Annotated in this window: 22 protein-coding genes; 11 read left to right on the top strand and 11 right to left on the bottom strand. The window is 54.3% G+C overall.

The window, feature by feature from the left end:
* Window positions 1–21: 21 nt before the first annotated feature.
* Window positions 22–705, bottom strand: a complete 684-nt coding sequence (gene tesA, locus H4F65_RS07715; RefSeq protein WP_072014198.1) for a multifunctional acyl-CoA thioesterase I/protease I/lysophospholipase L1 — start codon at window positions 703–705, stop codon at window positions 22–24.
* Here tesA and ybbA point away from each other — a divergent pair.
* Together ybbA and ybbP are read left to right on the top strand one after the other, a co-directional pair.
* Complete coding sequence (ybbA, locus tag H4F65_RS07710; RefSeq protein WP_010284146.1) at window positions 628–1,359, top strand: putative ABC transporter ATP-binding protein YbbA; 732 nt, start codon at window positions 628–630, stop codon at window positions 1,357–1,359. The two genes, tesA and ybbA, sit on opposite strands and share 78 nt — an antisense overlap.
* The gene (gene ybbP, locus H4F65_RS07705; RefSeq protein ID WP_010284148.1) at window positions 1,356–3,785 is read left to right on the top strand and encodes a putative ABC transporter permease subunit YbbP; all 2,430 of its coding nucleotides are present in this window, start codon (window positions 1,356–1,358) and stop codon (window positions 3,783–3,785) included. The genes ybbA and ybbP overlap by 4 nt, the downstream gene beginning before the upstream one ends.
* Window positions 3,786–4,056: 271 nt before the next feature.
* On the opposite strand, the gene H4F65_RS07700 is transcribed toward ybbP, so the two are convergent.
* The 6 genes from H4F65_RS07700 to purM form a co-directional block, all read right to left on the bottom strand.
* Window positions 4,057–5,046 (bottom strand): IS110 family RNA-guided transposase, encoded by a 990-nt coding sequence (locus H4F65_RS07700; RefSeq protein ID WP_010284153.1) that lies wholly within the window; start codon window positions 5,044–5,046, stop codon window positions 4,057–4,059.
* Window positions 5,047–5,403: 357 nt separating this feature from the next.
* The gene (speG, locus tag H4F65_RS07695; protein WP_010284156.1) at window positions 5,404–5,979 is read right to left on the bottom strand and encodes a spermidine N1-acetyltransferase; all 576 of its coding nucleotides are present in this window, start codon (window positions 5,977–5,979) and stop codon (window positions 5,404–5,406) included.
* A 167-nt stretch (window positions 5,980–6,146) separates the two neighbouring features.
* Window positions 6,147–8,261 (bottom strand): TonB-dependent siderophore receptor, encoded by a 2,115-nt coding sequence (locus H4F65_RS07690; protein ID WP_010284159.1) that lies wholly within the window; start codon window positions 8,259–8,261, stop codon window positions 6,147–6,149.
* A complete protein-coding gene (locus tag H4F65_RS07685; RefSeq protein ID WP_039319273.1) occupies window positions 8,254–9,360 on the bottom strand; it encodes an ABC transporter substrate-binding protein in 1,107 nt (368 codons plus the stop codon). The genes H4F65_RS07690 and H4F65_RS07685 overlap by 8 nt, the downstream gene beginning before the upstream one ends.
* Before the next feature lie 284 nt (window positions 9,361–9,644).
* Complete coding sequence (gene purN, locus H4F65_RS07680) at window positions 9,645–10,283, bottom strand: phosphoribosylglycinamide formyltransferase (RefSeq protein ID WP_010286487.1); 639 nt, start codon at window positions 10,281–10,283, stop codon at window positions 9,645–9,647.
* Window positions 10,283–11,320 (bottom strand): phosphoribosylformylglycinamidine cyclo-ligase, encoded by a 1,038-nt coding sequence (gene purM / locus H4F65_RS07675; RefSeq protein ID WP_010286490.1) that lies wholly within the window; start codon window positions 11,318–11,320, stop codon window positions 10,283–10,285. Before purM ends, purN begins: the two co-directional genes overlap by 1 nt.
* 337 nt (window positions 11,321–11,657) lie before the next feature.
* Between purM and upp the strand changes: the two genes are divergently transcribed.
* From upp to hda, 3 genes are all read left to right on the top strand, one after another.
* Window positions 11,658–12,284, top strand: a complete 627-nt coding sequence (gene upp, locus H4F65_RS07670; protein WP_010286492.1) for a uracil phosphoribosyltransferase — start codon at window positions 11,658–11,660, stop codon at window positions 12,282–12,284.
* A 216-nt stretch (window positions 12,285–12,500) separates the two neighbouring features.
* Window positions 12,501–13,790: a uracil permease gene (gene uraA, locus H4F65_RS07665; RefSeq protein WP_010286494.1), complete on the top strand. Its 1,290-nt coding sequence runs from the start codon at window positions 12,501–12,503 to the stop codon at window positions 13,788–13,790.
* A 99-nt stretch (window positions 13,791–13,889) separates the two neighbouring features.
* Window positions 13,890–14,597, top strand: coding sequence for a DnaA inactivator Hda (gene hda, locus H4F65_RS07660; protein WP_039319412.1), 708 nt, complete (start codon window positions 13,890–13,892; stop codon window positions 14,595–14,597).
* Window positions 14,598–14,634: 37 nt separating this feature from the next.
* Here hda and arsC read toward each other — a convergent pair whose 3' ends face one another.
* Together arsC and bepA are read right to left on the bottom strand one after the other, a co-directional pair.
* Complete coding sequence (gene arsC, locus H4F65_RS07655) at window positions 14,635–15,012, bottom strand: arsenate reductase (glutaredoxin) (protein ID WP_010286497.1); 378 nt, start codon at window positions 15,010–15,012, stop codon at window positions 14,635–14,637.
* A gap of 14 nt (window positions 15,013–15,026) precedes the next feature.
* Window positions 15,027–16,490, bottom strand: a complete 1,464-nt coding sequence (gene bepA, locus H4F65_RS07650) for a beta-barrel assembly-enhancing protease (protein ID WP_039319270.1) — start codon at window positions 16,488–16,490, stop codon at window positions 15,027–15,029.
* A gap of 62 nt (window positions 16,491–16,552) precedes the next feature.
* Here bepA and H4F65_RS22005 point away from each other — a divergent pair, with 62 nt between their 5' ends.
* The gene (locus H4F65_RS22005) at window positions 16,553–16,678 is read left to right on the top strand and encodes a hypothetical protein (RefSeq protein ID WP_263866344.1); all 126 of its coding nucleotides are present in this window, start codon (window positions 16,553–16,555) and stop codon (window positions 16,676–16,678) included.
* Here the strand turns inward: H4F65_RS22005 and bcp are convergent.
* Together bcp and H4F65_RS07640 are read right to left on the bottom strand one after the other, a co-directional pair.
* Window positions 16,660–17,127, bottom strand: coding sequence for a thioredoxin-dependent thiol peroxidase (gene bcp / locus H4F65_RS07645; RefSeq protein ID WP_010286501.1), 468 nt, complete (start codon window positions 17,125–17,127; stop codon window positions 16,660–16,662). The two genes, H4F65_RS22005 and bcp, sit on opposite strands and share 19 nt — an antisense overlap.
* Window positions 17,128–17,189: 62 nt before the next feature.
* Window positions 17,190–17,741, bottom strand: a complete 552-nt coding sequence (locus tag H4F65_RS07640) for a glycine cleavage system transcriptional repressor (protein WP_010286503.1) — start codon at window positions 17,739–17,741, stop codon at window positions 17,190–17,192.
* A 440-nt stretch (window positions 17,742–18,181) separates the two neighbouring features.
* Here H4F65_RS07640 and dapA point away from each other — a divergent pair, with 440 nt between their 5' ends.
* The 5 genes from dapA to H4F65_RS07615 all read left to right on the top strand — a co-directional run bounded on the left by dapA (window position 18,182) and on the right by H4F65_RS07615 (window position 23,739).
* Window positions 18,182–19,060, top strand: a complete 879-nt coding sequence (gene dapA / locus H4F65_RS07635; protein ID WP_010286511.1) for a 4-hydroxy-tetrahydrodipicolinate synthase — start codon at window positions 18,182–18,184, stop codon at window positions 19,058–19,060.
* A 16-nt stretch (window positions 19,061–19,076) separates the two neighbouring features.
* Entirely contained in the window at window positions 19,077–20,114 is a 1,038-nt protein-coding gene (gene bamC / locus H4F65_RS07630) for an outer membrane protein assembly factor BamC (RefSeq protein ID WP_010286514.1), read from the top strand.
* 147 nt (window positions 20,115–20,261) lie between these two features.
* On the top strand, window positions 20,262–20,975 hold the full coding sequence (gene purC, locus H4F65_RS07625) for a phosphoribosylaminoimidazolesuccinocarboxamide synthase (RefSeq protein WP_010286515.1): 714 nt from the start codon (window positions 20,262–20,264) through the stop codon (window positions 20,973–20,975).
* A 218-nt stretch (window positions 20,976–21,193) separates the two neighbouring features.
* A complete protein-coding gene (locus tag H4F65_RS07620; RefSeq protein ID WP_010286516.1) occupies window positions 21,194–21,646 on the top strand; it encodes a DUF441 domain-containing protein in 453 nt (150 codons plus the stop codon).
* A gap of 17 nt (window positions 21,647–21,663) precedes the next feature.
* Window positions 21,664–23,739: a tRNA(Met) cytidine acetyltransferase TmcA gene (locus H4F65_RS07615; RefSeq protein WP_039319265.1), complete on the top strand. Its 2,076-nt coding sequence runs from the start codon at window positions 21,664–21,666 to the stop codon at window positions 23,737–23,739.
* Window positions 23,740–23,754: the final 15 nt, after the last annotated feature.

Genomic DNA, 23,754 nt, shown 5'->3' with positions numbered 1-23,754 from the left:
CCTAATTCAAAAGCCTATTTATTAAGACTCATGGTTAACTAAGGGTTCCAGCTGCTTCGCCATCCATTCTGCGATAAACGGTTGGGCATCCCGGGTTGGATGGATGCCATCTTCCATCATCCACTCCGGTTTAAGATACACCTGCTCCATAAAGAAAGGCAGCAGAGGAAGCGCAAACTGCTCCGCCAATTTGGGGTAGATATTGCTGAATGACTCGGTGTAGCGACGGCCATAGTTGGTCGGCAAACGGATCTGCATGAGCAGCGGCTGGACGTTAGCCTGTTTGACCAGCGTGATGATTTTCGTCAGATCCTGCTCGATATTGGCTGCCGGAAATCCCCGGAGCCCATCATTGCCGCCCAGTTCAATCAACACCCAACGTGGCTGATGCTGTTTCAACAGGGCAGGAAGTCGCGCCAGCCCTTGTGCGGTGGTGTCACCGCTAATACTGGCGTTAACCACCGTGACGCCTTTTTTCTGTGTCTGCCACTGCGTGTTCAATAGCGTTGGCCACGCGTTAGCGGCTGGCATCTGGTAGCCCGCACTGAGGCTATCGCCCAGAATTAATAATGTGTCAGCGGCGAAAGCGCGTACGCTGCATAATCCCAGAAGCAAAAGGACGAAAACATGTTTGCGAAGACCAGCCCAGCGAGTGCTACGCCAAGCGAAACTGCGCACGTAGAAAACATTCTTGAAGTTCATCATCTTAGTAAGCACGTTGGTCAGGGAGAAAATCGGCTTTCCATCCTTACCGGAGTTGAGCTTATTGTCAAACCTGCGCAGACAATTGCCCTGATTGGGGAATCTGGTTCGGGGAAATCGACCTTACTGGGGATTTTGGCCGGGCTGGATGATGGCACAGAAGGCGACGTGAGCCTGATGGGCAAATCACTCAACGCATTGGATGAAGAAGGCCGTGCGGCGCTGCGTGCTCAGCATGTTGGTTTTGTCTTTCAGTCTTTCATGCTGGTGCCGACGCTGAATGCGTTGGAGAACGTACAGTTACCCGCGTTGCTGCGCGGTGAAAGCGACAGCCACAGCCGTGGTCAGGCTGAGCAACTGTTACAACAGCTTGGGCTGGGTGAGCGCTTACATCATCTTCCCGCTCAGCTTTCCGGCGGTGAGCAGCAGCGTGTGGCGCTGGCGCGCGCGTTCAGCGGTCGTCCTAACGTCTTGTTTGCCGATGAACCGACCGGGAATCTGGATCGTAAAACCGGTGAACGCATCGTTGATCTGCTGTTTTCCCTCAATCGTGATTATGCCACCACGCTGATTCTGGTGACACACGATGAACAACTGGCGGCACGCTGCGAGCGACGTCTGCGGTTAGTCGACGGCAAGCTGCGGGAGGACGCATGATCTGGCGGTGGTTCTGGCGCGAATGGCGCTCTCCTTCCTTATTGATTGTCTGGTTAGCGCTAACGCTGGCGGTGGCCTGCGTGCTTGCCCTAGGTACGATCAGCGACCGCATGGAGAAAGGGCTCAGTCAGCAGAGCCGTGATTTTTTGGCAGGCGACCGCGTGCTGCGTGCGTCGCGGCCTGTCGCGGACTCCTGGCTTCAGGAGGCGCAGCAGCGCGGGCTGACGCTCAGCCGGCAGATTTCCTTTATGACCATGACGTTTGCGGGCGATATGCCGCAGCTGGTACAGGTTAAAGCGACGGACCAACGTTATCCGCTGTACGGCAATTTGCAGACTCGTCCTGAAGGGCTACATGCGGAAGCGGGAACGGTGCTGGTGGCTCCACGACTGTTGGCCTTACTTGATCTGAAAGTCGGTGACATGCTGGATGTTGGCGATACCTCGCTGCGCATCAGCGGTGAACTGATTCAGGAACCGGATTCCGGCTTCAATCCGTTTGAGACCGCGCCGCGTATTCTGATGAATCTGGACGATGTCGAGAAAACGGGGGCGATTCAGCCGGGGGGCCGCATTACCTGGCGCTACATGTTTTCTGGCAATGAGAAGCAAATTAGTGAGTTCAGCAACTTCATCAAGCCACAGCTCAAGCCTGATCAGCGCTGGTATGGCATGGAGGATTCTGAAGGGGCGCTGAGCCAGTCGTTAAAGCGGTCGCAGCAGTTCCTGTTGCTGTCGGCGCTGCTGACGCTGCTGCTGTCTATTGCCGCGGTCGCGGTGGCGATGGGGCACTACTGCCGCAGCCGCTATGATTTGGTCGCCATTCTGAAAACGCTGGGGGCAGGCAAACAGGCGCTGAGGCGATTAATCATCGGGCAGTGGCTTTCCGTGCTTGGTCTGGCGGCGGTTTGCGGTAGCGTGCTTGGTCTGGGATTTGAGGCTCTGCTGATGAAAATGCTGGCGCCGGTTCTGCCTGCGACACTGCCTGCCTCCGGTCTGTGGCCGTGGATATGGGCGCTGGGATCGCTGGTGCTGATCTCACTGCTGGTTGGGCTGCGTCCTTATCGACTACTGCTGGCGACACAGCCGCTGCGCGTGTTGCGTCAGGATGTGGTGGCGAACGTGTGGCAGCTGCGCTATTACCTGCCGATCGTCCTGATTATTGTCGTCGGGCTGCTAGCCGTGTTGTCCGGTGGCGGTGTGCTGTTGTGGTCGTTGCTTGGTGGCGTGGCGGTGCTGTCGCTACTTTTGGGTGTGATTGGCTGGGGCGGTCTGCTGCTGCTACGGCGTTTGACGGTTAAACGACTGGCGTTGCGTCTGGCGATTAATCGCCTGCTGCGTCAGCCGTGGTCGACGCTCAGTCAACTGGCCGCGTTTTCGCTGTCCTTCATGCTATTGGCGCTATTGCTGGTGATGCGCGGTGATTTGCTGGAACGCTGGCAGCAGCAGTTGCCGCCGGGTAGCCCGAACTATTTCCTGCTGAATATCACGGCAGATCAGGTGCCACAGATAAGGGATTTCCTTTCTCAGCATGAGGTGATGCCGGAGCAGTTCTTCCCCATTATTCGTGCGCGCTTGACGGAGATTAATCAGCAGGTCGCGACGGAAGTGATCCACGAGGACGATCCGGGTGGTAACACAGTGAACCGTGAGCTGAATCTGACCTGGATGAACGGGATCCCGCAACACAATGTGCTGGTAGAGGGCGAAGCGCCGAAGACGGGCGAAGTCTCAATGGAAGAGAAAGAAGCCAAAGAGATGGGGATCAAAATTGGTGATACGCTGACCTTTACCGGCGACACGCAGCCGTTTAGCGCCACGGTGACCAGCTTCCGTCAGGTGGATTGGGAAAGCCTGCGTCCGAATTTCTTCTTTATTTTCCCCGTGGGGGCATTGGATAACCAGCCGCAGTCCTGGCTGACCAGCTTCCGCTACGATGGCGACGAGAAGATGATTACGCAACTGAATCGCCAGTTCCCGACGGTGAGCGTGCTGGATATCGGCAGTATTCTGCGTCAGGTTGGGCAGGTCTTGCAGCAGGTGAGTCGCGCGCTGGAGATTATGGTCATTCTGGTACTGTTCTGTGGCGTGCTGCTGTTGCTGGCTCAGATTCAGGTCGGGATGCGTCAGCGACGTCAGGAACTGATGGTGTATCGAACGCTGGGAGCTGGGCTACGCCTGCTGCGTACCACGCTGTGGTGTGAATTCGCGGTGCTGGGCCTGGTTGCGGGAACGGCGGCGGCGATTGGCGCAGAGTCGGCCCTGTGGCTGTTGCAGCGTAAGGTCTTTAACTTTGCCTGGGAACCGAATATCGGGATGTGGATAGCACTGCCGTTAATCGCGGCGTTCCTGCTGTCGCTCTGCGGCGGCTGGCTGGGGCTACGACTCTTACGCGGTAAAGCACTGTTCCGGCAGTTCGCGGGATAAAAATGTATTTACTGAGCTAGCTTCAGGCAATAAACACAATAGCGTGATGATTTTGCTCATCATCCGGCGTAAAAAATTATGCAGCGGTGGGCATGAACGTCGAGTGAGCGACAGGACGTCGCGAAAGTCAGTGCCGCGTCGGGAACGCGTCACTGACGGCTCGATTAGCGGTCATGAACACCGATGGCACCGCGCAGCGGCATAATTTAGCTGGAAAGCCTGGGTTCGCAGGGCGGCGGCGATTGAGTAACCGTGTTGTTAGTCAAGTCCTCTAACCAGCTACCGCCCCATGATTTTTATCATAGGGCTGCTGCGTATGCAGCACACCATAACACAGATGGACCAGTTTCCTCATTGCCGCTCCTATCGCCACCATCTTCGCTTTTCCTTTTAGCCGCAGTCTTTCATAGAGGCCTCGCACATGACTGTTCCAACTGATAGCCGCTATGGCTCCCATATACAGTTTTGCCCGGATACCCGGCGGCCCTATTTTCGACAGTCTGGCCCTGCCACACACTGACGTGCCAGAACGACGTTCAACCGGAATAACGCCCAGGTATGCCGCCACCTGTTCCGCGCTCCTGAAGTTATTGCCCCGGATGATGGCTAACATATTCCACCCGATTTGCTCTCCCACTCCATCAATCGATTTCAGCAGTTTCAGGTCGTTTTTTAGCCTGAGATGCTTATCTATATGCTCCGCTATCAGGCGTTCAATCCTTGCCAGCTCATCCTTCAAATTTCGCTCAATCGACTCCAGCGAGGTCAGGATTTCTTCCGGGGCCGTGGTAGATTTTAACGCGCTCAGTCGATTTTCTATGCGTTGTTTATCATTCAGCAGACTATCCCTGTGCTGTAACAAGGCTTTGAGTTTCCTTATTTCTTGCGGAGGCGGGAGCCAGTTTTCTGGTTGTTTCAGGCAGCCATAGCACGCCAGAACATAGGCATCCACTTTATCCGTCTTCGTCAATATCCCCATTCCTTTGGCGAATTCACGCACCCGATGAGGGTTTATCACGGAGACAAGAATGTCCGACTGGTGAAGGCCATCAGCGAGGTGTTCGTGATAAACCTCAGTGGCTTCCATGATGATATGAGCCTGACTCGGGTCACATTTTTGCAGGATTAACCATTGAGCCAAAGCGTGTGCTGAGTTGGGGTCATTGGGTAACGCTTTCGTCTTCCGTTTACCTTTAATGCCATCAACCAATAAGCACACATCGATAAAACGTTTACTGATATCAATGCCGACGTAATACATAATGTCCCCCTTTCACTGAAGCCGTCACGCCCGTTCCGCTTGTACATTCAGAGTCAGTGCTCTAGGTAACCGTTCAATGTTAATGCTGGCGTGAAAGGTGAAACAGAGGGCTTAAACTCAATCACAAGGTTGATAACCTTAGCGCCCTGCGGAAGCTCACTCTGTTTCATGTAGTGATAGCTAATCACTACGTGAGAAAGATACAAGCGCCCTGCGTCGGGCGCGTGCTATGAAGTAGCATGAAAATGCCGGTATCATTGCGCACGAAATTGTCTCCAAGCCTACATAAAACGAGCTTAAGAGACGTGCGAAAAGAGGATGTAAATCGCTTTAGGCCAGCGAGCTGGCCTTTTTACCTCACTGACTGATAGAACTTCCCGGTGCTTCGCCGCCGGTTCCCGTCACGGTTTTGTGTTTCGCCAGATATTGATGCTGGAAAATACACATGCGGATCGTGTTGCGGTATTCACCGTTGATGAAAAACTCGTGGATCAGTTCGCCTTCGACCTCAAACCCCAGCTTACTGTAGATGTGGATCGCCTTCTGGTTTTCCTTATCCACAATTAAATACAGCTTATAGAGGTTCAATACCGAGAAACCGTAATCCATCGCCAGCTTGGCTGCCGTGCTGGCGTAGCCGCGGCCTTGATACGCGGGATCGATAATGATCTGAAATTCCGCGCGGCGGTGGATATGGTTAATCTCCACCAGCTCAACCAGACCGACTTTGGTCTGCTCGTGTTCAATAATGAAGCGCCGCTCGCTCTGGTCATGAATATGCTTGTCGTACAGATCGCTGAGTTCGACAAAGGCCTCGTAAGGCTCTTCAAACCAATAACGCATCACACTGGCATTGTTATCCAACTGATGAACAAAAGTGAGATCGTCCCGCTCCAGCGGTCGTAGCCGAACGGAATTGCTCGTACCGGACATAGTGAATCCTTAATTGATAAAAGGGACGTGAGCCGTGGTTACTTAGGTCACGCTGGCATGAGTATGCCAACGCTAGTATAGCGGTGGAGAGGCTGGTACTGAACGCTGAATGTGGAATGAAGCACAGCAAGGTGCCCCGCATCGGTGAGACGCGGGGCGAAAGTGCATCAGAAATCGACGCTGGCGCGCAGTACCACCTGACGCGGTTCACCGATGGCGACGCGCAGATTGTTACCGCTGGATGGATAATAGGTCTGGTCGAACAGGTTCTTCACGTTGAGCTGCCATTTCACCTTGTAACCGTTGAGCGGCAGACTATAGGCAACAAAGGCATCGGCGACGGTGTAATCATCCAGATAGAAGGTATTTGCTGCATCACCCGCGCGACGGCTGACGTAGCGCGCGCCTGCGCCAGCACGAAGATCGTCACCAGCCGCCAAACCAATGTTGCCGAAGTCCTGCGTCAGGAACAGCGAGGCGGTATGGCGTGCAGCGTTAGGCATGCGTTTACCGGTGTTTTCTGGATCAGCGGTAACACGGGCGTCGGTGTAGGCATAAGAACCAAGCAGGCTCAGGGTATCCGTTAGACTGCCCGCCAGATCGAGTTCAACGCCCTGTGAGCGTACTTTTCCTGCTGTGCGGTAAAGATTGTCATCGACCTTGACCATCACGTTTTGTTTTTCAATGTCGAACAAGGCCACGTTACCGGTAATACGATTAGGCAGATCCAACTTGGCACCCATTTCGTAAGACTTGCCGATTTCAGGCGGAAGGGCACCGATATTATTGGCAATATTGCTGTTGGGTTTAAATGACCCGCTGTAGCTGGCATAGAGCGATGAGTATGACGTCAGGCTGTAAATGATGCCTGCACGTGGTACGACGCGGTGGTATGAGCTGTCTGTGTTGGTGAGGAAAGGACGCCCTTTACCCGCCATGACATCGAACGTGTCATAACGCAGACCACCCAACAATTGCCAGCGGTCGTTAAGGCGGATAGCATCCTGCATAAAGAGCGCTTTGCTGTCGATATTCTCACGCTGGTCGCTGTCTTTTGCGTTGACGGCGGTAGAGGCAGGCAACTGGCCGTATACCGGGTTATAGATGTTGAACCCTGGCGTAGCGGTGCCGCGAATCATATCGCCACGGAATGTCCTATCCGCTTCATAATCAAACCCAAACAGTAACTGGTGATTGATACGCCCCCAGTCCACATCGCCGTTCAGCGTGAGCTGGACGATTTGTGCCTGACTATGTGCGTAACCCGTCGCGTCTGGCTGGCGCGTCAGGATTCCCGTGTTGGCATTGTATTTCGTGGCGCGTGCCTGATTGTCGCTGTAGCGGTTGCGGTTATACGAATAGGTGAGGCTGCTTTTCCAGCGGTCATTCAGATTACGGTCAACCTGCATGGTGACGCTGTCCTGATCGCCGCGTGTTGCATTGTAGCTTTCATCAAAGCGGCGATCGCGTGGCGTATTAACCGGCTTGCCCGTCTTCGGATCGATAAGAGTGCCGCGATCGAAAGGTGTCAGGTATTCCATATGTTCGTAGGCTACGCGCACGGTGGTGTCTTCGCCGTACCACATGAGGGAGGGAGCCACTGTCGTTTGGCGGTTACGCCCGAAGTTGCGCCAGTAATCAGTTTCATCGTGATCGACCACCATACGGTAAGCCAGACCGGACGTACCTAACGGGCCGGTGACATCCAGCTGCCCGCCGCCACCTTTGAAGCTGCTTCCCCAGCCTTCAATGTGCGTTTTCTGTACCAGTTCGGGCTTCTTACTGATGATATTGATCACGCCGCCGGGTTCGCCCATGCCGTAGAGCATGGAAGCCGGACCTTTCAGCACTTCGACGCGTTCGCTGCTGGGCGTAAAGTTACGTGCCTGAATGGAGCGCACGCCATCACGAAAGATTGAACCGTCGCGGTTATCGCCGAAGCCACGTTTGATGATGGCATCCTGTGTGCCGCCCAGCGTATTGGACTGGGTGATGCCGCTGACGTTATACAGCGCTTCATCAATGTTGCGTACCGCACGATCGTCGAGCACCTGAGTCGGGACGACGTTGACGGCCTGCGGGACATCCAGCAGGCGGCTATCGGTACGGGTGCCGGTCACGGTTTTATGCGGCTGATAGCCGGCCTCTTTTCCTGCCTGATCGCCCGTGGTGGCGTTTACCACCATCGTGTCTGCTTTGCCATCAACGATGGCGGCCTGAATGCTAAACGGCAACAGTGCCAGCAGCGGCCAGCCGTGACGTAACGTGGTCTTTTTATTCATGTGAAACCTTACTCCAATAAATCCCTGAAAATTCAATAGGTAAAAACTGCTGATAAAGTTGTTGTAGTGTTTGTTGCGGATCGATATCGGCAAACCGATCTGGATAGAGCGCCTTGGCAAACATCTCGACCATGACGACGTGGTACGGGCTGAGGTAGAAGTTGTGCCACATGCTCCAGGCATGGCCCGTTTGCACGGCGCGCAGGTGAGACAAAATAGGTTCCTGACGGATAAGCGTGTCGAAGCTCTCTTTCGCCTGCTCTGCATTAACCAGAGGTCCGAGCATCAGGCTGGAGAAACGTTTGCCCTCCGGCCCTGCCATGCCGGTGGCGATATAGACGTCAGGATTGGCGGCCAGAACGCGCTCCGGGCTCAGCTCTCCGTAGACGCTATTGATGGTGCCGCTGGCAATATTCTCGCCGCCAGCGAAAGTCAGCAGATCACCTAAGCTGCCGCCGACCGCCGTGGTGCAGCAGGTATCTCGTCTTCCCAAATGCAGATGCAACATGACTGTCGGTTTTTTACCGTGATGGCGCGCAATACGTTGGCGAACCACGTCCATATGCTGCTGATAGAAATTGCTGAAGGCCGCAGCGCGCTGGGATTGGTTCAATACCTCGCCGAGCAGACGAATACTGGGTAACGTGTTGTTAAGCAGATCGACACGCAGATCGACATAAATGAAAGGGATCCCCGCACGGGTCAGCGTTTGTTGCAGGAGGTCTTCATTAGCCGCATTTTTTGCCAGCCGTGGAAGAATGACCAGGTCGGGTTTTAACGGCAGCAGCATCTCCGCGTTCATTGCTTGCAGGCTGCCGTTACCTAACTGGGGGATCTGGCTCAGCTGTGGGAATTTTTCGGTATAGCGTGACCAGCTCTGCGCATCGTAGCGCGCCATATCTCCCGGCCAGCCGACGACATGTTTTGCCGGATTATCAGGTTGGAGCAACGCCAGCGTATACAGCATGCGGCTCTCGCCAAGAATGATGCGCTGAGGATTGTCTGGGATCGTGACCTGTCGGCCTAAAATGTCGGTGACGGTTTTTGCCTGCAAGAGCGGGCTGAGAAAAAGCAGGCAAAGCAGTAAAACGGTGCGCATGAGGGAGTTCACAAAATTTAAGATGGGGAAAGATAATCATTGTCATTTCCGTTTTCAACCGATGAAGAGTGCGTGTAATGCCGGTTGATGGAAATGTTCTTTTTTATCTGAGTCTTAGTGATTATTCCGTAAAGATTAGTAAATATTTAAAGCGCGGAGAGGGAAGGGAAAAGGGTGATAATTAATGAGTGGATGTAGAAAAGAAGACGTAATAAGAAGACGCAGTAAAAAGTAAGGCTCCGCAGGGGAGCCTTACTCTATGATGAAGCGATGAGCTGACAACATCACTCGGCAGCGTAGCCCTGCGGTGGAATACGCACGCTGTCCAGCCAGGCTTCATTATCACGCATCACCAGTCTGCCGTTCAGGAACCAGTTGATGACCATCGGATAAATCGTATGCTCGTGCGTCTTCACGCGCTCGCTCAGGCTTTCTTCCGTGTCGTCACTGAATACAGGCACTTTCGCTTGCAGAATCAGTGGGCCGCCATCCAGTTCATCAGTGACGAAATGGACGGATGTCCCATGTTCCCGATCGCCATTTTCCAGCGCCTTGCGGTGTGTATGCAGGCCAGGATATTTGGGCAGCAGGGAAGGGTGAATGTTCAGCATTTTGCTGGCAAACTGGGCAACAAATTCCGGGCTAAGAATCCGCATGTAACCTGCCAGAACCACCAGCGCCGGCTCATATTGCTCAATTTCGTTTGCCAGTGCGGCATCAAATGCAGCACGGTCGGCAAAGTCTTCAGGGTTCAGGACGCACGTAGGAATATCCGCATCCTGTGCGCGTTCTAGCCCGTAAGCCTCCGCATTATTACTGAATACGGCGACGATCTTTCCTTTAAGGCGTCCGTTCTTACAGGCGTCAATCAACGCCTGTAAGTTGCTTCCATGACCTGAAATCAGCACAACGATGTTTTTCATCAGTTAATAACCACTGCGTCTCCGGCATCGGTTTGAGTAATGACGCCGATTTTCCATGCGTTTTCGCCGCTGCTGTTGAGTAATGCAACGGCCTCGTCTGCCTGTTCGGCTGGCAGTGCGATGATCATACCAACACCGCAGTTGAAAGTACGATACATTTCGTGACGGCTGACATTACCGGCCTGTTGCAGCCAGTTGAAAACGGCAGGCCATTGCCAGCTGGATTCGTCGATTGTCGCCTGCATGCCTTCTGGCAGCACGCGCGGGATATTTTCCCAGAAGCCGCCGCCGGTCAGGTGAGAAATGGCGTGGACATCGACTTTCTCAATCAGGGACAGTATAGATTTCACGTAGATTTTGGTCGGAGCCAGCAGGTGATCGGCTAGTGATTTGCCTTCCAGCTCGAACTGCTCTGGATCGGTCTTGCTGACTTCGAGCACTTTGCGCACCAGCGAATAGCCGTTTGAGTGCGGGCCGCTAGAAGCGAGGGCAACCAGAACATCGCCGTTCTGCACTTTGCTGCCGTCAATAATTTCTGATTTTTCTACGACACCGACGCAGAAGCCGGCAACGTCGTAGTCTTCACCGTGATACATCCCCGGCATTTCGGCGGTTTCACCACCGACCAGCGCACAGCCTGATTGCTTACAGCCTTCCGCGATACCGGTAATCACACTGGCAGCGGTGTCAACATCCAGCTTGCCCGTGGCGTAATAGTCGAGGAAGAACAGTGGTTCAGCGCCCTGAACGACCAGGTCGTTCACGCACATTGCAACCAGATCGATACCAATCGTATCGTGGCGTTTTAGATCCATCGCCAGGCGCAGTTTGGTGCCGACTCCGTCAGTGCCGGAAACCAGAATCGGTTCGCGGTATTTTTGCGGTAAGGCGCACAAGGCACCGAAACCACCCAATCCACCCATAACTTCCGGGCGACGGGTCTGTTTCACTACACCTTTGATACGGTCTACCAATGCATTACCCGCATCGATATCCACGCCTGCGTCTTTATAGCTGAGAGAGGTTTTGTCGGTCACTGCTGAGTCCCCACGAAGGTTACGGGTCGTATTCAGAAAACACGGTATTTAGAAAACATACTGTGGTAAAAATAGTGCGCGCTAATTCTAACAGTGTAGGCAATCGTTTGCGAGTGATGAGTCATTGGCTGGCTATTTTTCGTCAATGGCGACAATTTCTCTCCTCGGTTGATCTGGATCAGGCTTAATCATATGGCGCTAAGTAAAAAAGGCGGTATAATCCCGCGATTTTTTTTACGACGGGCTCTCGTGCCCGCCGCCCTGCGGGCCGCCGCAAGCGGTGTTTAAAAACGCGTTTGGCGTTTTTGTCCGTCCACTAGCCGATGGGGAGATAATGATGAAGATCGTCGAGGTGAAACACCCACTCGTCAAACACAAACTGGGTTTGATGCGTGAGAACGATATTAGCACGAAGCGTTTTCGTGAGCTGGCTTCCGAAGTGGGAAGTTTGCTGACTTACGAAGCGACGGCTGACCTGGCAACCGAAAAAGTCACCATTGATGGCTGGTGCGGTCCGGTTGAAGTCGATCAGATCAAGGGCAAGAAAATTACCGTCGTACCGATTCTGCGTGCAGGGTTGGGGATGATGGAAGGCGTGCTGGAAAATGTCCCTAGCGCGCGTATCAGCGTTGTCGGCATCTACCGTGATGAAGAGACGCTGGAGCCTGTTCCTTATTTCCAGAAGCTGGTTTCCAATATCGAAGAGCGCATGGCGCTGGTGGTTGACCCTATGCTGGCAACCGGTGGCTCAATGATCGCGACGATCGATCTGCTGAAAAAAGCGGGTTGTCACAGCATTAAGGTGCTGGTGTTGGTTGCTGCTCCAGAAGGGATTGCCGCACTGGAAAAAGCCCATCCAGATGTTGAGCTTTACACGGCATCCATCGATAAAGGCCTCAACGAGCAGGGTTACATCATGCCGGGCCTGGGTGATGCGGGCGATAAAATATTTGGTACGAAATAACAGGTAAGCCGACTTGATAGTCGGCTTTTTTTTGGCGTAAACCTAAGTATTTCCTATGGCGCGCCACGGCCTGTGTTACGTCACACGCGGTTCTTTTATACATCAGCAGTCAACATATTCCTGCTTCACTACGGTGGGGCGGGATGCGTCTGGCTGTCATAAGAAGTGTGGGTCTACCTGCACACATAAATAGCAACATTACAGAGGATATTGAAGATGACTCGTCGCGCCATCGGGGTAAGTGAACGACCACCCTTGTTACAAACCATCCCGTTGAGTTTCCAGCATCTGTTCGCGATGTTTGGCGCTACCGTTCTGGTACCCATTCTGTTCAAGATCAATCCGGCAACCGTACTGTTATTCAACGGTGTGGGGACGCTGCTTTATTTATTCATTTGTAAGGGAAAAATCCCGGCGTATCTGGGATCGAGCTTCGCATTTATTTCCCCGGTTTTGCTGCTGTTGCCGCTTGGGTATGAAGTTGCACTGGGTGGCTTCATTATGTGCGGCGTGTTGTTCTGTCTGGTGGCGCTGATTGTTAAGAAAGCGGGCACTGGCTGGCTGAATGTGCTGTTTCCGCCTGCGGCGATGGGGGCGATTGTCGCCGTTATCGGTCTTGAACTGGCGGGTGTCGCAGCAGGAATGGCTGGGTTGCTGCCTGCCGATGGCACTTCTGTCGATTCTACCGCGGTGACGATTTCACTGGCGACGCTGGCGATCACCATTCTGGGTTCGGTGCTGTTTCGCGGCTTTCTGGCGATCATCCCGATTCTGATCGGGGTACTGGCGGGCTATGCGCTGTCGTTCGCGCTGGGCGTGGTGGATTTGACTCCGATTCGTGAAGCACATTGGTTCGCGATGCCGACATTCTATACGCCACGTTTTGAGTGGTTTGCCATTCTGGCTATTCTGCCTGCGGCTCTGGTGGTGATTGCGGAACACGTTGGTCACCTGGTGGTGACGGCGAATATCGTGAAGAAAGACCTGATGCGTGAACCGGGGCTGCACCGTTCCATGTTCGCCAACGGCATTTCTACCGTGCTGTCCGGCTTCTTTGGCTCTACGCCGAACACGACTTACGGCGAAAATATCGGCGTACTGGCGATTACCAAAGTGTACAGCACCTGGGTGATCGGCGGTGCGGCGATCCTGGCGATTCTTCTCTCCTGCGTGGGTAAACTGGCGGCGGCGATTCAGGCTGTACCAGTTCCTGTTATGGGCGGCGTGTCGCTGCTGCTGTATGGCGTAATAGGTGCATCCGGTATTCGCGTGCTGATTGAATCCAAAGTGGATTACAACAAAGCGCAGAACCTGATCCTGACCTCCGTGATTCTGATCATCGGTGTCAGCGGCGCGAAAGTGCATCTGGGCTCGACTGAACTGAAGGGCATGGCGCTGGCGACGGTTGTCGGTATCGGCATGAGTCTGGTGTTTAAGGTCATCAGCCTGTTCCGCAAAGAGGAAGAGATTCTCGATGCGCCGGAAGAGAACGACGCGCGTTCATAACCGCGTTATTTCGCCCTGTTGAGGCCGTGCGTATCGCGTCCTCAACAGGGGCCGGTTTCTGTGATAAACTCGATCCGTTTCCTGCCCGTTTTGCTTGAGGTGATTCTGAACACGCCGGCACAGCTTTCATTGCCACTCTACTTACCCGATGACGAAACATTTGCCAGTTTCTATCCGGGTGAAAACGCGTCTCTTCTTGCCGCCGTCAATAATGCTTTGTATCAGGAGCATGGTAGCTACATCTATTTCTGGTCACGCGAAGGGGGCGGGCGCAGCCATCTGCTGCATGCTGCCTGCGCCGAATTGTCGCGTCTGGAACGTGCGGTGGGCTATGTGCCTTTGGATAAACGTGCCTACTTTGTACCCGATGTGCTGGAAGGGATGGAGCAACTGGCGCTGGTGTGTATCGATAACATCGAATCGATTGCGGGCGATGAAGAGTGGGAAATGGCGGTGTTTAATTTGTATAACCGCATTCAGGAAACAGGGCGTGCCCGGCTGTTGATTACTGGCGATCGTCCGCCGCGTCAGCTGAATTTACGTCTGCCCGATCTGGCTTCTCGCCTTGATTGGGGACAAATCTACAAGTTGCAGCCGCTGTCGGATGACGAAAAAGGGGAGGCGCTACAGCTGCGTGCCAGACTGCGCGGGTTCGAATTGCCGGAAGACGTCAGCCGTTTTCTGCTTAAGCGTCTGGATCGGGAAATGCGTACGTTATTTATGACGCTCGATCAGCTCGACCATGCTTCCATCACTGCACAGCGCAAGCTGACCATTCCTTTTGTGAAAGAGATCCTCGGGCTGTAGTTGACGATCTTTACTAACGATCGTCGTTGAGGATCGCTTACCGCGGCAGTATTTCCAGCACTTGTTCCGGCGGACGGCCAATACGTGCCTGACCTTGTGCCACGACGATAGGTCGCTCGATGAGCTTCGGATTATCGATCATCGCCTGAATCAGCTGCGCTTCCGTTAGTGAGGCGTCGGCCAGCCCCAACTGCTGATAAATTTCTTCTTTGGTTCTCATCAATTCTCGTGCGCCAGTAAAGCCCAACTGCTTGATAAGCTGAGCCAGCGTTGCGGCGTCGGGCGGCGTGTCGAGATAGAGCACGACGTTGGGCGTAATATTGTGTTCTTGCAACAGTGCCAGCGTTTCGCGGCTCTTGGAGCAGCGCGGGTTGTGGTAAATCGTCACAGGTGTTTGGGTTGAGGACGGTGTCATCGTCATACTCCTTATCAGGATTTCTGGTACTGGCGGAAGCGCTGCTGCAACTGGCGGAGCTGGTCAATGCGGGCGTCGTAACGCGCCTGTTCCAGACTTCCCAATTTAACCAGTGAACTCGCGTTGCTCAGTAACCGAATGGATTGATCGAGCTGGCCGCTGAGGGCCAGACTCTCCGCTCGCGCGGCCAGTTCTTCTGCCCGCTGTCCTTGGGCTGCTGCGGCTTGCGCCAGCAGATCCCAGCCGTTTGAATCGTCAGGGTGTGTGTAGGTGTGGCGATACAGTATTTTGCTGGCGGCAGCGGGCTGTTTCCCTTCCACATAGGCATTCGCCAGATTAAGCTGAAGTACTGGGTTCGCCTGCATTCCGGGCACGTTTTGTAAACGGGCGATAGCCTGTGTCGCACGGCTTTGTCCCAGATCGATATCAGTCATCATATCCAGAAACCACGGATTTTCAGGCGCGCTGCTTAGCAGCGGTTGCAGCACATTACGGGCTTCATCGTACTTCTTCGCCTGATAAAGCTGTATCGCACGGCCATATTTCGCGGCCAGTTGCTCTCGCACGTTGCCTTTTTCCCATTGCTCCAGCAGATCGTTGTTCAGCGGACGTTCCGGTGAGCCATACATACCAAAGGTGCGTATTTTGGCGAACAGGAAATCCTGAGAAGATTGCACCGGCGTTGAGCGCATCTGGTTAGCGCGGTTGCGGGCATCGGACAGGCGGCTTTCCGGCAAGGGGTGAGTCAGCAACATTTCCGGCGGCCTGGAAGCATAGCGTGATTGATCCGCCAGCTTTTGCAGGAAATTCGGCATGGCCTGCGGATCAAAGCCCGCGCGCTGCAATACCTGAATACCGATGCGGTCGGCTTCCTGTTCGTTTGACTGCGTGAACGTAATCATGCCCTGCTGCGCGCCCGCCAGCGTACCGCTGAGCGCCGCCATCCCCAACTGTGGGTTGGCCATCGCCAGCAGAATAGAACCGAGTGCGCCCACCCAGGTGAGCGGGGCGCTACGCTGCTGTGATTCCATGCTGCGCGCCAGATGGCGCTGGGTAACGTGAGAGATTTCATGTGCCAGCACTGAGGCCAGCTCGCTTTCGCTGTCGGCATAGCGGAACAGCGCGGAATGCAGTACCACGTTGCCGCCGAAGAAGGCGAAGGCGTTGATGTCATCATTGCGGATTAGGTAAAAATGGAACGGCGTACGCACCGAATCGGCCTGTTTGACCAATCTGTTGCCTAGCTGGTTAATGTAATTGGACAGCAGCGGATCGTTGATAAGCGGCGCACCCGCCCGCAGTTGGCGGACGTAAAAATCGCCCATTGCCAGCTCCTGATTGATACTGAGCGTACCGCCGGCGGTGGTGCCGATATCCGGCAGCCGATCCTGCGTGTCGGCCTGAGCAGGAAGCAGGTTGCCAGCCAGTAATGTCCCAAACAGGACGGACATGACCGTTTTTCTTAACCGAATAGACATAACGGAAGATAACCTTATCAACAGCTAACGTGAAAACATTCTGCTGACTATCTTAGCCAGCGATGGCAGACAAAGAAATGCCCGAGCGGGAAAAACGTGGTGAAGAGAGAGAATGGCAGGAAAAACCGGCACGTATGACGGTGCCGGTGGACGAGCTGAAAACCGCGAGTCAGGCGTTTTTCAGATAATCGAGAACGATGTCGTGGTGGTTGCTGGTTTTGAAGTCGTCAAAAACCTTCTCTACCTTGCCGTTTTCGTCGATCAAGAAGCTGATGCGATGAATACCGTCATAGGTTTTCCCCATGAAGGTTTTTTCTCCCCAAACGCCAAATCCTTCTGAAACCTGATGATCTTCATCAGAAAGCAGCGTGAAATTTAAGACTTCTTTCTCGACGAAGCGGGACAGTTTTTCTGATTTGTCCGTGCTAATACCGAGAACTTCAACGCCATGTTTTTTCAAATCGTCCATATTATCGCGCAGGCCGCAGGCCTGAACGGTGCATCCTGGCGTCATCGCTTTAGGGTAGAAATACACCAACACTTTCTGTCCCTGGAAGTCGGTTAAATTTACTTGTTCGCCATCTTGGTCGGGCAAGCTAAATTTCGGTGCAATATCACCGGCTTTCAGTGTGTTCATCACGACTCTCCGTCTTGTTTCTCTTCATGCTGTGGATATACCCATAATCTTTCAGCGTTATGCTATTGGGCATAGTTAACGACGCTAATACTGCCTTGTGCGTGCAATTCTGTACATAGCTGATGAAAAGCTGGCTCAATAATTGAGCTATCCAGCGTGGCAGAACTGTGTGCGGCAATCTGAATATACAGCTGCGGCGGTTTGTCACCCTCGGCAGGCTGGGTTTTGGAAACCAGCTCAGCAATGTTTAGCTGGTGAGAATCGAACAAATCGGTAAAACGTTCGATGATGTGAGGGGAGTCGGCAACGTCAACCTTCACCCAGACAGTAGAAGGGGTTGGTTGGCTAGCCTGTGACTCCGTCCGCTTCATCACGATCAGCAAATCCATCTCCGCGCCTTTCAGCGGCAGGGTTGATTCAATCAGCGTTATCGCGTTCCAGCTACCGGACAGCAGCATAATGAAGGTGAACTCTTTGCCCAGCATAGCAAGACGGCTATCTTCGATGTTGCAGCCACAGCTACTGACGTGGCGCGTAATCGCATTGACAATACCGGGGCGATCGACTCCCAGCGCGGTAATAACCAGATAGTGTTCTTGTGAGCTTGGCAACATCATGCTTCCTGTCTTTTTTCCCATTAATCACATGGTAAACATAAAAAATTGCCTGGAGCAATTTTTAACGCCGCTTGCGGCGGCCCGAAGGGCGGCGGGCAGGGATAGCCCGCCGTAAAAAACGGGAGCAATTTTTAACGCCGCTCGCGGCGGCCCGAAGGGCGGTGGGCAGGGATAGCCCACCGTAAAAAATGGGAGCAATTTTTAACGCCGCTTGCGGCGGCCCGAAGGGTGGCGGGCAGGGATAGCCCGCCGTAAAAAACGGGAGCCATGTTGGCTATCCTTGCTAGCCTATTTCCCCAAAACATCAGAAGCATTTTTAATTTCGTTTGCTGCGTCATAAAAAAACCTGCGTCAGGCACCTACAACGCCCTTGTCCGCTTGCTTTTGCATAGAGGTCAAAAGTACCATGAAGCACTTGTTTGTGGAGGGGATGGCCAATGTTTACGGGAAGTATTGTTGCGCTAGTTACGCCGATGGACGCCAAAGGCGCTGTCGATCGGGCGAGCTTGAAAAAACTGATTGATTATCATGTCGCTAGCGGTACATCGGCGATTGTCTCTGTCGGCACAACGGGCGAATCAGCCACGCTGAGCCATGACGAACATGGCGATGTCGTGCTGTTGACGCTGGAACTGAGCGACGGACGTATTCCTGTCATCGCTGGAACCGGTGCGAATGCTACCGCTGAAGGCGTTTCACTGACTAAACGCTTTCATGGCACCGGCGTTGTTGGCTGCCTGACGGTCACACCGTACTACAATAAACCGACGCAGGAAGGCCTGTACCAGCACTTCAAAGCGATTGCCGAGCATACCGATCTGCCGCAAATCCTGTATAACGTACCTTCCCGCACCGGCTGCGACATGCTGCCGGAAACCGTTGCCCGTTTGTCCGAAGTGAAAAATATTGTCGCAATTAAAGAAGCGACGGGGAACTTAAGTCGGGTAAGCCAGATCCAAGAGCTGGTTAGTGAAGACTTCATTTTGCTGAGCGGCGATGACGCCAGCGGTCTGGACTTTATGCAACTCGGTGGTAACGGTGTGATTTCCGTAACGGCGAACATTGCTGCGCGTGAAATGGCGGAACTTTGCAAGCTGGCGGCACAGGGCAATTTTGTTGAAGCGCGCCGTTTAAATCAGCGCCTGATGCCACTGCATCAGAAATTATTTGTTGAACCCAATCCTATTCCGGTGAAGTGGGCCTGTAAGGAATTGGGACTCATGGCGACCGATACGCTGCGCCTGCCGATGACACCGCTGACCGATTCCGGTCGTACGGTGATGGGGCAAGCACTTAAGCAAGCGGGTTTGCTGTAATCGTTAGGGAGATTTAATGAGTTATTCATTACAAAAGTCTATGGTGGCGAAAGTTGTTGGCATATCACTCGTGATGTTGCTGGCGGCTTGTTCCAGCGATCAGCGCTATAAGCGTCAGGTCAGTGGCGATGAATCCTATCTGAAGGCACCGGCGCTACACGCGCTGAATACGCCTGCCGGGATGATTTTACCGGTGCAGAACGGGGATTTCGATATACCGCCAGTTACCCTGAATGGTGCGGTCGGCAAGGAACTGGATATCCGTCCTCCAGTGCAGCCATTGGCTTTGTTGAATGGTTCCCGTACCCAGATCTCAGGAGATACGGCAACGCTGTTGTTAGAAAACAGCGCGCAAAACAGCCAGCTCTGGTCTCAGGTTATCCGCGTGTTGCAAGACAAGGCGTTCACCATTGCCAGCCGTCAGGATGCCAGCCAAACGTTGACGACCGACTGGATCTCATGGCCGCGTGAAGATGAAGACGTTCCGTATCAAGGGCGTTATCAGATTTCCGTGCAGCAGCAGGGTTATCAGGTCGCACTGATCGTGAAACTGCTGGGATTACAGTTGAACGGTCAGCCGGTGACGGAGGGCGATCAGGCTCAGCGCTACACCGGCCTGATGCTGAATGTGCTCAGTAATGGTCTGGATACTCAGGCAACCGCACGCGAAAACGCGCTGGCAAACCGTACCATTGGTTCGCTGGATGTGCAGAGCGGGGCGGATGACACTGGCTTGCCACTGCTGATTGTGCGCGGTCCGTATACCGTGGTGTGGGATCGTCTGCCTGTCGCGTTGGACAAAATCGGCATGAAGGTTAACGATCGCAGCCGTCCGCAGGGGTCTGTCTCCGTGACGTATCGTGCACCGAGCGGCGGAACCTGGGATGACCTGGGTGCGAAAAATCCTGAACTGCCTAACGGCGATTACAAATTGCAGGTCGGCGATTTAGATAACCGTAGCAGTCTGCAATTTATCGACTCCAAAGGGCATACGCTAACCCAGTCTCAGAATGATGCACTGGTGGCCGTATTCCAGGCGGCGTTCAGTAAATAACGCATAAGTAAACCAAGGGTCGGATTATCCGGCCCTTCTTCATTCAACAATCTCTACCCGAATTGACGGGCGCTATCGGCAACCGTTCGGGGAAGCGTTAAATATCGGGTCGTACTTGTTGACCCTCACTGTGTGGAGTAATTAAAGATGCAAAAGCTAGCTGAGCTGTATCGTGGAAAGGCGAAAACCGTCTACACCACCGAAGATCCCGATCTACTGGTGCTGGAGTTCCGCAATGATACATCAGCAGGAGACGGTGCACGCATTGAGCAGTTTGACCGTAAAGGAATGGTGAATAACAAATTCAACCATTTCATCATGAGCAAACTGGAAGAAGCTGGAATCCCAACGCAAATGGTGAGCCTGCTGTCTGACAATGAAGTGCTGGTGAAAAAGCTGGACATGGTGCCGGTCGAGTGTGTCGTGCGCAACCGCGCGGCGGGATCGCTGGTAAAACGTCTGGGTATCGAAGAAGGTATCGAGCTGAACCCACCGTTGTTCGATCTGTTCCTGAAAAACGATGAGATGCATGACCCGATGGTGAACGAATCTTACTGCAAGACGTTCGGCTGGGTGAATGAAGAGAATCTGGCTCGCATGAAAGAGCTGAGCTACAAGGCGAACGACGTGCTGAGCAAACTGTTTGGCGACGCCGGGCTGATTCTGGTCGATTTCAAGCTGGAGTTCGGTCTGTTCAAAGGTGAAGTTGTGCTGGGTGATGAGTTCTCACCAGACGGTAGCCGCCTGTGGGACAAAGAAACGCTGAACAAAATGGATAAAGACCGTTTCCGTCAGAGCCTCGGTGGCTTGATTGAAGCGTATGAAGAAGTTGCGCACCGTATCGGCGTAAAATTAGACTAACTGCGCAATCGTTTACGTTCGGGTCGCCAGTCGGCGATAGGCTGACGGCCTGAATGTTTTGCCCATTTTTCTCTCGAAAAGCTGCCTTTCTATTCTCGTCTCTGCCCGAATGATTTGCTCACTTGGCCTTTACTTCGATTCCTGCCATGACCCCGATTAATGCTATCATCGCGGTTTGCTTAACGCACAATCTGACTACTTTCGACAGACTCGCATCCATGACCTATCTCGATCCAACATTGTTAATTCTGCTCGTCCTGGCGGGGCTGGGTATCATCAGCCACAACATGACCGTCACGCTGGCGATTTTGGTTCTGCTGGCGGTACGTATCACACCGTTGAACAGCTATTTTCCGTGGGTGGAAAAATACGGCCTGAGCATCGGTATCGTCATTCTGACGATTGGCGTGATGGCACCGATTGCCAGCGGAAAAATTACCGCCAGTGAAGTCATGCATTCCTTCCTGCACTGGAAATCTCTGTTGGCGATTCTCATTGGTGTTGCCGTGTCCTGGCTTGGCGGACGCGGCGTGTCGCTGATGAGTAACCAGCCCTCCGTGGTGGCAGGGCTGCTGGTGGGCACGGTCATGGGCGTGGCGCTGTTTCGCGGCGTTCCCGTTGGTCCACTGATTGCCGCAGGGCTGCTTTCCCTGCTGATTGGCAAGACCTGATTCATCTGGCGCATGTGATGATGTTGCGTGATTTTCTCCACAGCCAGTGCCAGCAGCAGCGCTATGGCCTCCGGCGATTGCTGGTGCTGAGCGGCGAGCCGAACTGGTGTGAAGAACAGGCGCTGGCGCTCAGCCACCAATCGTCTGGTGACTGGCTGTGGATCGGCGAGTCCGCGCCTGATTCCGTCACCGCGCTGCCAGCCAGTCGAGTGCGGACGCTGCTAGGGCAGGAGTTTCTTCACGCGGTGTTTGATGCGCGCAAAGGCGTGGACGTCGAGGCGCTGGCGATGCTGTCAGGCACGCTACAGGTCGGTAGCTGGCTGATTATGCTGGTGCCGTCGTGGCAGACATGGCCGATGCAGCCGGATGAAGACAGCCTGCGCTGGAGCGAACAAGAACAGCCGATTGCTACCCCGCACTTTATCCAGCATTTTCAACGCCAGCTGTTGGCCGATGAGGACGTTGTTCTTTGGCAGCAGGATCAGGACGTCGTGATTCGGCCACTGGCCGCGCGATCGGACTGGCAGCCTGCGAACGGTGAACCGACAGCGCAACAGCAGCAGATTCTGCATGAGCTGAATGCCGCAGAATCTGGCGTGTTTGTGATTACCGCACCACGCGGGCGGGGGAAATCAGCGTTGGCGGGCATGCTGACGCAGCGCAGTCGCGGAACCTGCTGGATTACCGCACCTTCCCGCGCAGCGGCGGAGATTCTGCAACAGCACGCACGTACCGATGCGCAGTTCTGGGCACCGGATGCGCTGCTGGCACACTGTCGCCTTCATGGCGCTCCCAATATCGACTGGTTGTTAATTGATGAGGCGGCGGCGATTCCGTCTTCCGTGCTCTCCGCGCTGTTACCGTATTTTTCCCGCATTCTGATGACCACGACGGTACAGGGGTACGAAGGCACCGGACGGGGATTTCTGCTGAAGTTCTGTGCGACGCTGCCGCAGTGGCGGGCGTTTACGCTGGACGATCCGCTGCGCTGGGTCGCGAACGATCCCCTAGAGCGGGTGCTGGATCGGGCGCTGCTATTCAACGAGCCCGACGCGTTTCATTCCCTGCAACAGCCCGTTCGAGCTATTCCTTCTTCTGCGCTGGAAAGTCGAATCGAACGTGCCGACGACTGGCTAATACACCCTGAGCGTCTGGCATGGTGCTACACGCTTTTGTGCAGTGCGCATTATCGTACTTCGCCGCTGGATTTGCGCCGCCTGATGGATGCGCCGGGCATGCATATTGCCAGCGCACAGGTGGCGGGCGAGATGTGTGGTGTGCTGTGGCTGGTGGAGGAAGGCGGGCTGTCGGACTCGCTGGCTCATGAGGTGTGGGCAGGACGGCGACGCCCGCGCGGTAATTTGGTGGCACAGTCGCTGGCGGCACACGCTGGCTTATGGCATGCGCCGACGCTACGTGCACGCCGGGTGAGCCGGATTGCAGTGGCATCCTCATGTCGCCGACAAGGGATTGGCCGGGCGCTCATTGCAGAGCAGAGGCGTGAGGCACAGCGACAGGCGTTGGATTATTTGTCGGTTAGCTTCGGTTATCAGTCAGAGCTGTGGGCGTTCTGGCAGTCGTGTGGGTTTCAACTGGTGCGTATTGGCAGCCATCTTGAAGCCAGCAGCGGCTGCTACAGCGCGATGGCGGTGCTGCCGCTGAGTGAAGCAGGGCATAGACTGGCGGAGCAGGGAAGTCAGCAATTGGCGCGTGACTGGCATTGGTTACAGCGCTTGATTCCGCTTAACCTCGCACTACCGCAGACAGGAAATACCGAGCTGGATGAAGATGACTGGCGTGAGCTGGCGGGTTTTGCGTTTGCGCATCGGCCGATGGAGGCTAGTTTCTCCGCGCTTTGCCGCCTGCTGGTTCACACCGCATTGCCGCTGCCTGCGCTACGCCTGCTGGCGGAAAAGCCGGGTGAAAGCGAGCAGATAGCCATGACGCTGGGGCTAACCGGCAGGAAAGCGCTCCTGAAACGCTGGCGCGAAGAAGCCGCCAATGCACTGGTCGATCTTGATGCGCAGCGGTGTGAGCGCTGGAGAGAGTGGGGGCTTTCTACTCGTTTGACGAGAGGGGCGTCTCATCCCTGAGACGCCGTACTACAG

This window comes from Pectobacterium brasiliense, from assembly GCF_016950255.1.
GTDB lineage: Bacteria > Pseudomonadota > Gammaproteobacteria > Enterobacterales > Enterobacteriaceae > Pectobacterium > Pectobacterium brasiliense.
This window is presented reverse-complemented; position numbering and strand designations above follow the sequence as displayed.

What these genes read in the sequence shown, in the direction of transcription:
- purC (WP_010286515.1), top strand. Translation starts at nt 20,262, where the DNA reads ATGCAAAAGCTAGCTGAGCTGTATCGTGGAAAGGCGAAAACCGTCTAC.
- tesA (WP_072014198.1), bottom strand. Translation starts at nt 705, where the DNA reads ATGATGAACTTCAAGAATGTTTTCTACGTGCGCAGTTTCGCTTGGCGT.
- H4F65_RS07615 (WP_039319265.1), top strand. Translation starts at nt 21,664, where the DNA reads ATGATGTTGCGTGATTTTCTCCACAGCCAGTGCCAGCAGCAGCGCTAT.
- H4F65_RS07685 (WP_039319273.1), bottom strand. Translation starts at nt 9,360, where the DNA reads ATGCGCACCGTTTTACTGCTTTGCCTGCTTTTTCTCAGCCCGCTCTTG.
- dapA (WP_010286511.1), top strand. Translation starts at nt 18,182, where the DNA reads ATGTTTACGGGAAGTATTGTTGCGCTAGTTACGCCGATGGACGCCAAA.
- speG (WP_010284156.1), bottom strand. Translation starts at nt 5,979, where the DNA reads ATGTCCGGTACGAGCAATTCCGTTCGGCTACGACCGCTGGAGCGGGAC.
- ybbP (WP_010284148.1), top strand. Translation starts at nt 1,356, where the DNA reads ATGATCTGGCGGTGGTTCTGGCGCGAATGGCGCTCTCCTTCCTTATTG.
- H4F65_RS07690 (WP_010284159.1), bottom strand. Translation starts at nt 8,261, where the DNA reads ATGAATAAAAAGACCACGTTACGTCACGGCTGGCCGCTGCTGGCACTG.
- bamC (WP_010286514.1), top strand. Translation starts at nt 19,077, where the DNA reads ATGAGTTATTCATTACAAAAGTCTATGGTGGCGAAAGTTGTTGGCATA.
- uraA (WP_010286494.1), top strand. Translation starts at nt 12,501, where the DNA reads ATGACTCGTCGCGCCATCGGGGTAAGTGAACGACCACCCTTGTTACAA.
- bcp (WP_010286501.1), bottom strand. Translation starts at nt 17,127, where the DNA reads ATGAACACACTGAAAGCCGGTGATATTGCACCGAAATTTAGCTTGCCC.
- bepA (WP_039319270.1), bottom strand. Translation starts at nt 16,490, where the DNA reads ATGTCTATTCGGTTAAGAAAAACGGTCATGTCCGTCCTGTTTGGGACA.
- purN (WP_010286487.1), bottom strand. Translation starts at nt 10,283, where the DNA reads ATGAAAAACATCGTTGTGCTGATTTCAGGTCATGGAAGCAACTTACAG.
- H4F65_RS22005 (WP_263866344.1), top strand. Translation starts at nt 16,553, where the DNA reads ATGGCAGACAAAGAAATGCCCGAGCGGGAAAAACGTGGTGAAGAGAGA.
- H4F65_RS07640 (WP_010286503.1), bottom strand. Translation starts at nt 17,741, where the DNA reads ATGTTGCCAAGCTCACAAGAACACTATCTGGTTATTACCGCGCTGGGA.
- ybbA (WP_010284146.1), top strand. Translation starts at nt 628, where the DNA reads ATGTTTGCGAAGACCAGCCCAGCGAGTGCTACGCCAAGCGAAACTGCG.
- H4F65_RS07620 (WP_010286516.1), top strand. Translation starts at nt 21,194, where the DNA reads ATGACCTATCTCGATCCAACATTGTTAATTCTGCTCGTCCTGGCGGGG.
- upp (WP_010286492.1), top strand. Translation starts at nt 11,658, where the DNA reads ATGAAGATCGTCGAGGTGAAACACCCACTCGTCAAACACAAACTGGGT.
- arsC (WP_010286497.1), bottom strand. Translation starts at nt 15,012, where the DNA reads ATGACACCGTCCTCAACCCAAACACCTGTGACGATTTACCACAACCCG.
- H4F65_RS07700 (WP_010284153.1), bottom strand. Translation starts at nt 5,046, where the DNA reads ATGTATTACGTCGGCATTGATATCAGTAAACGTTTTATCGATGTGTGC.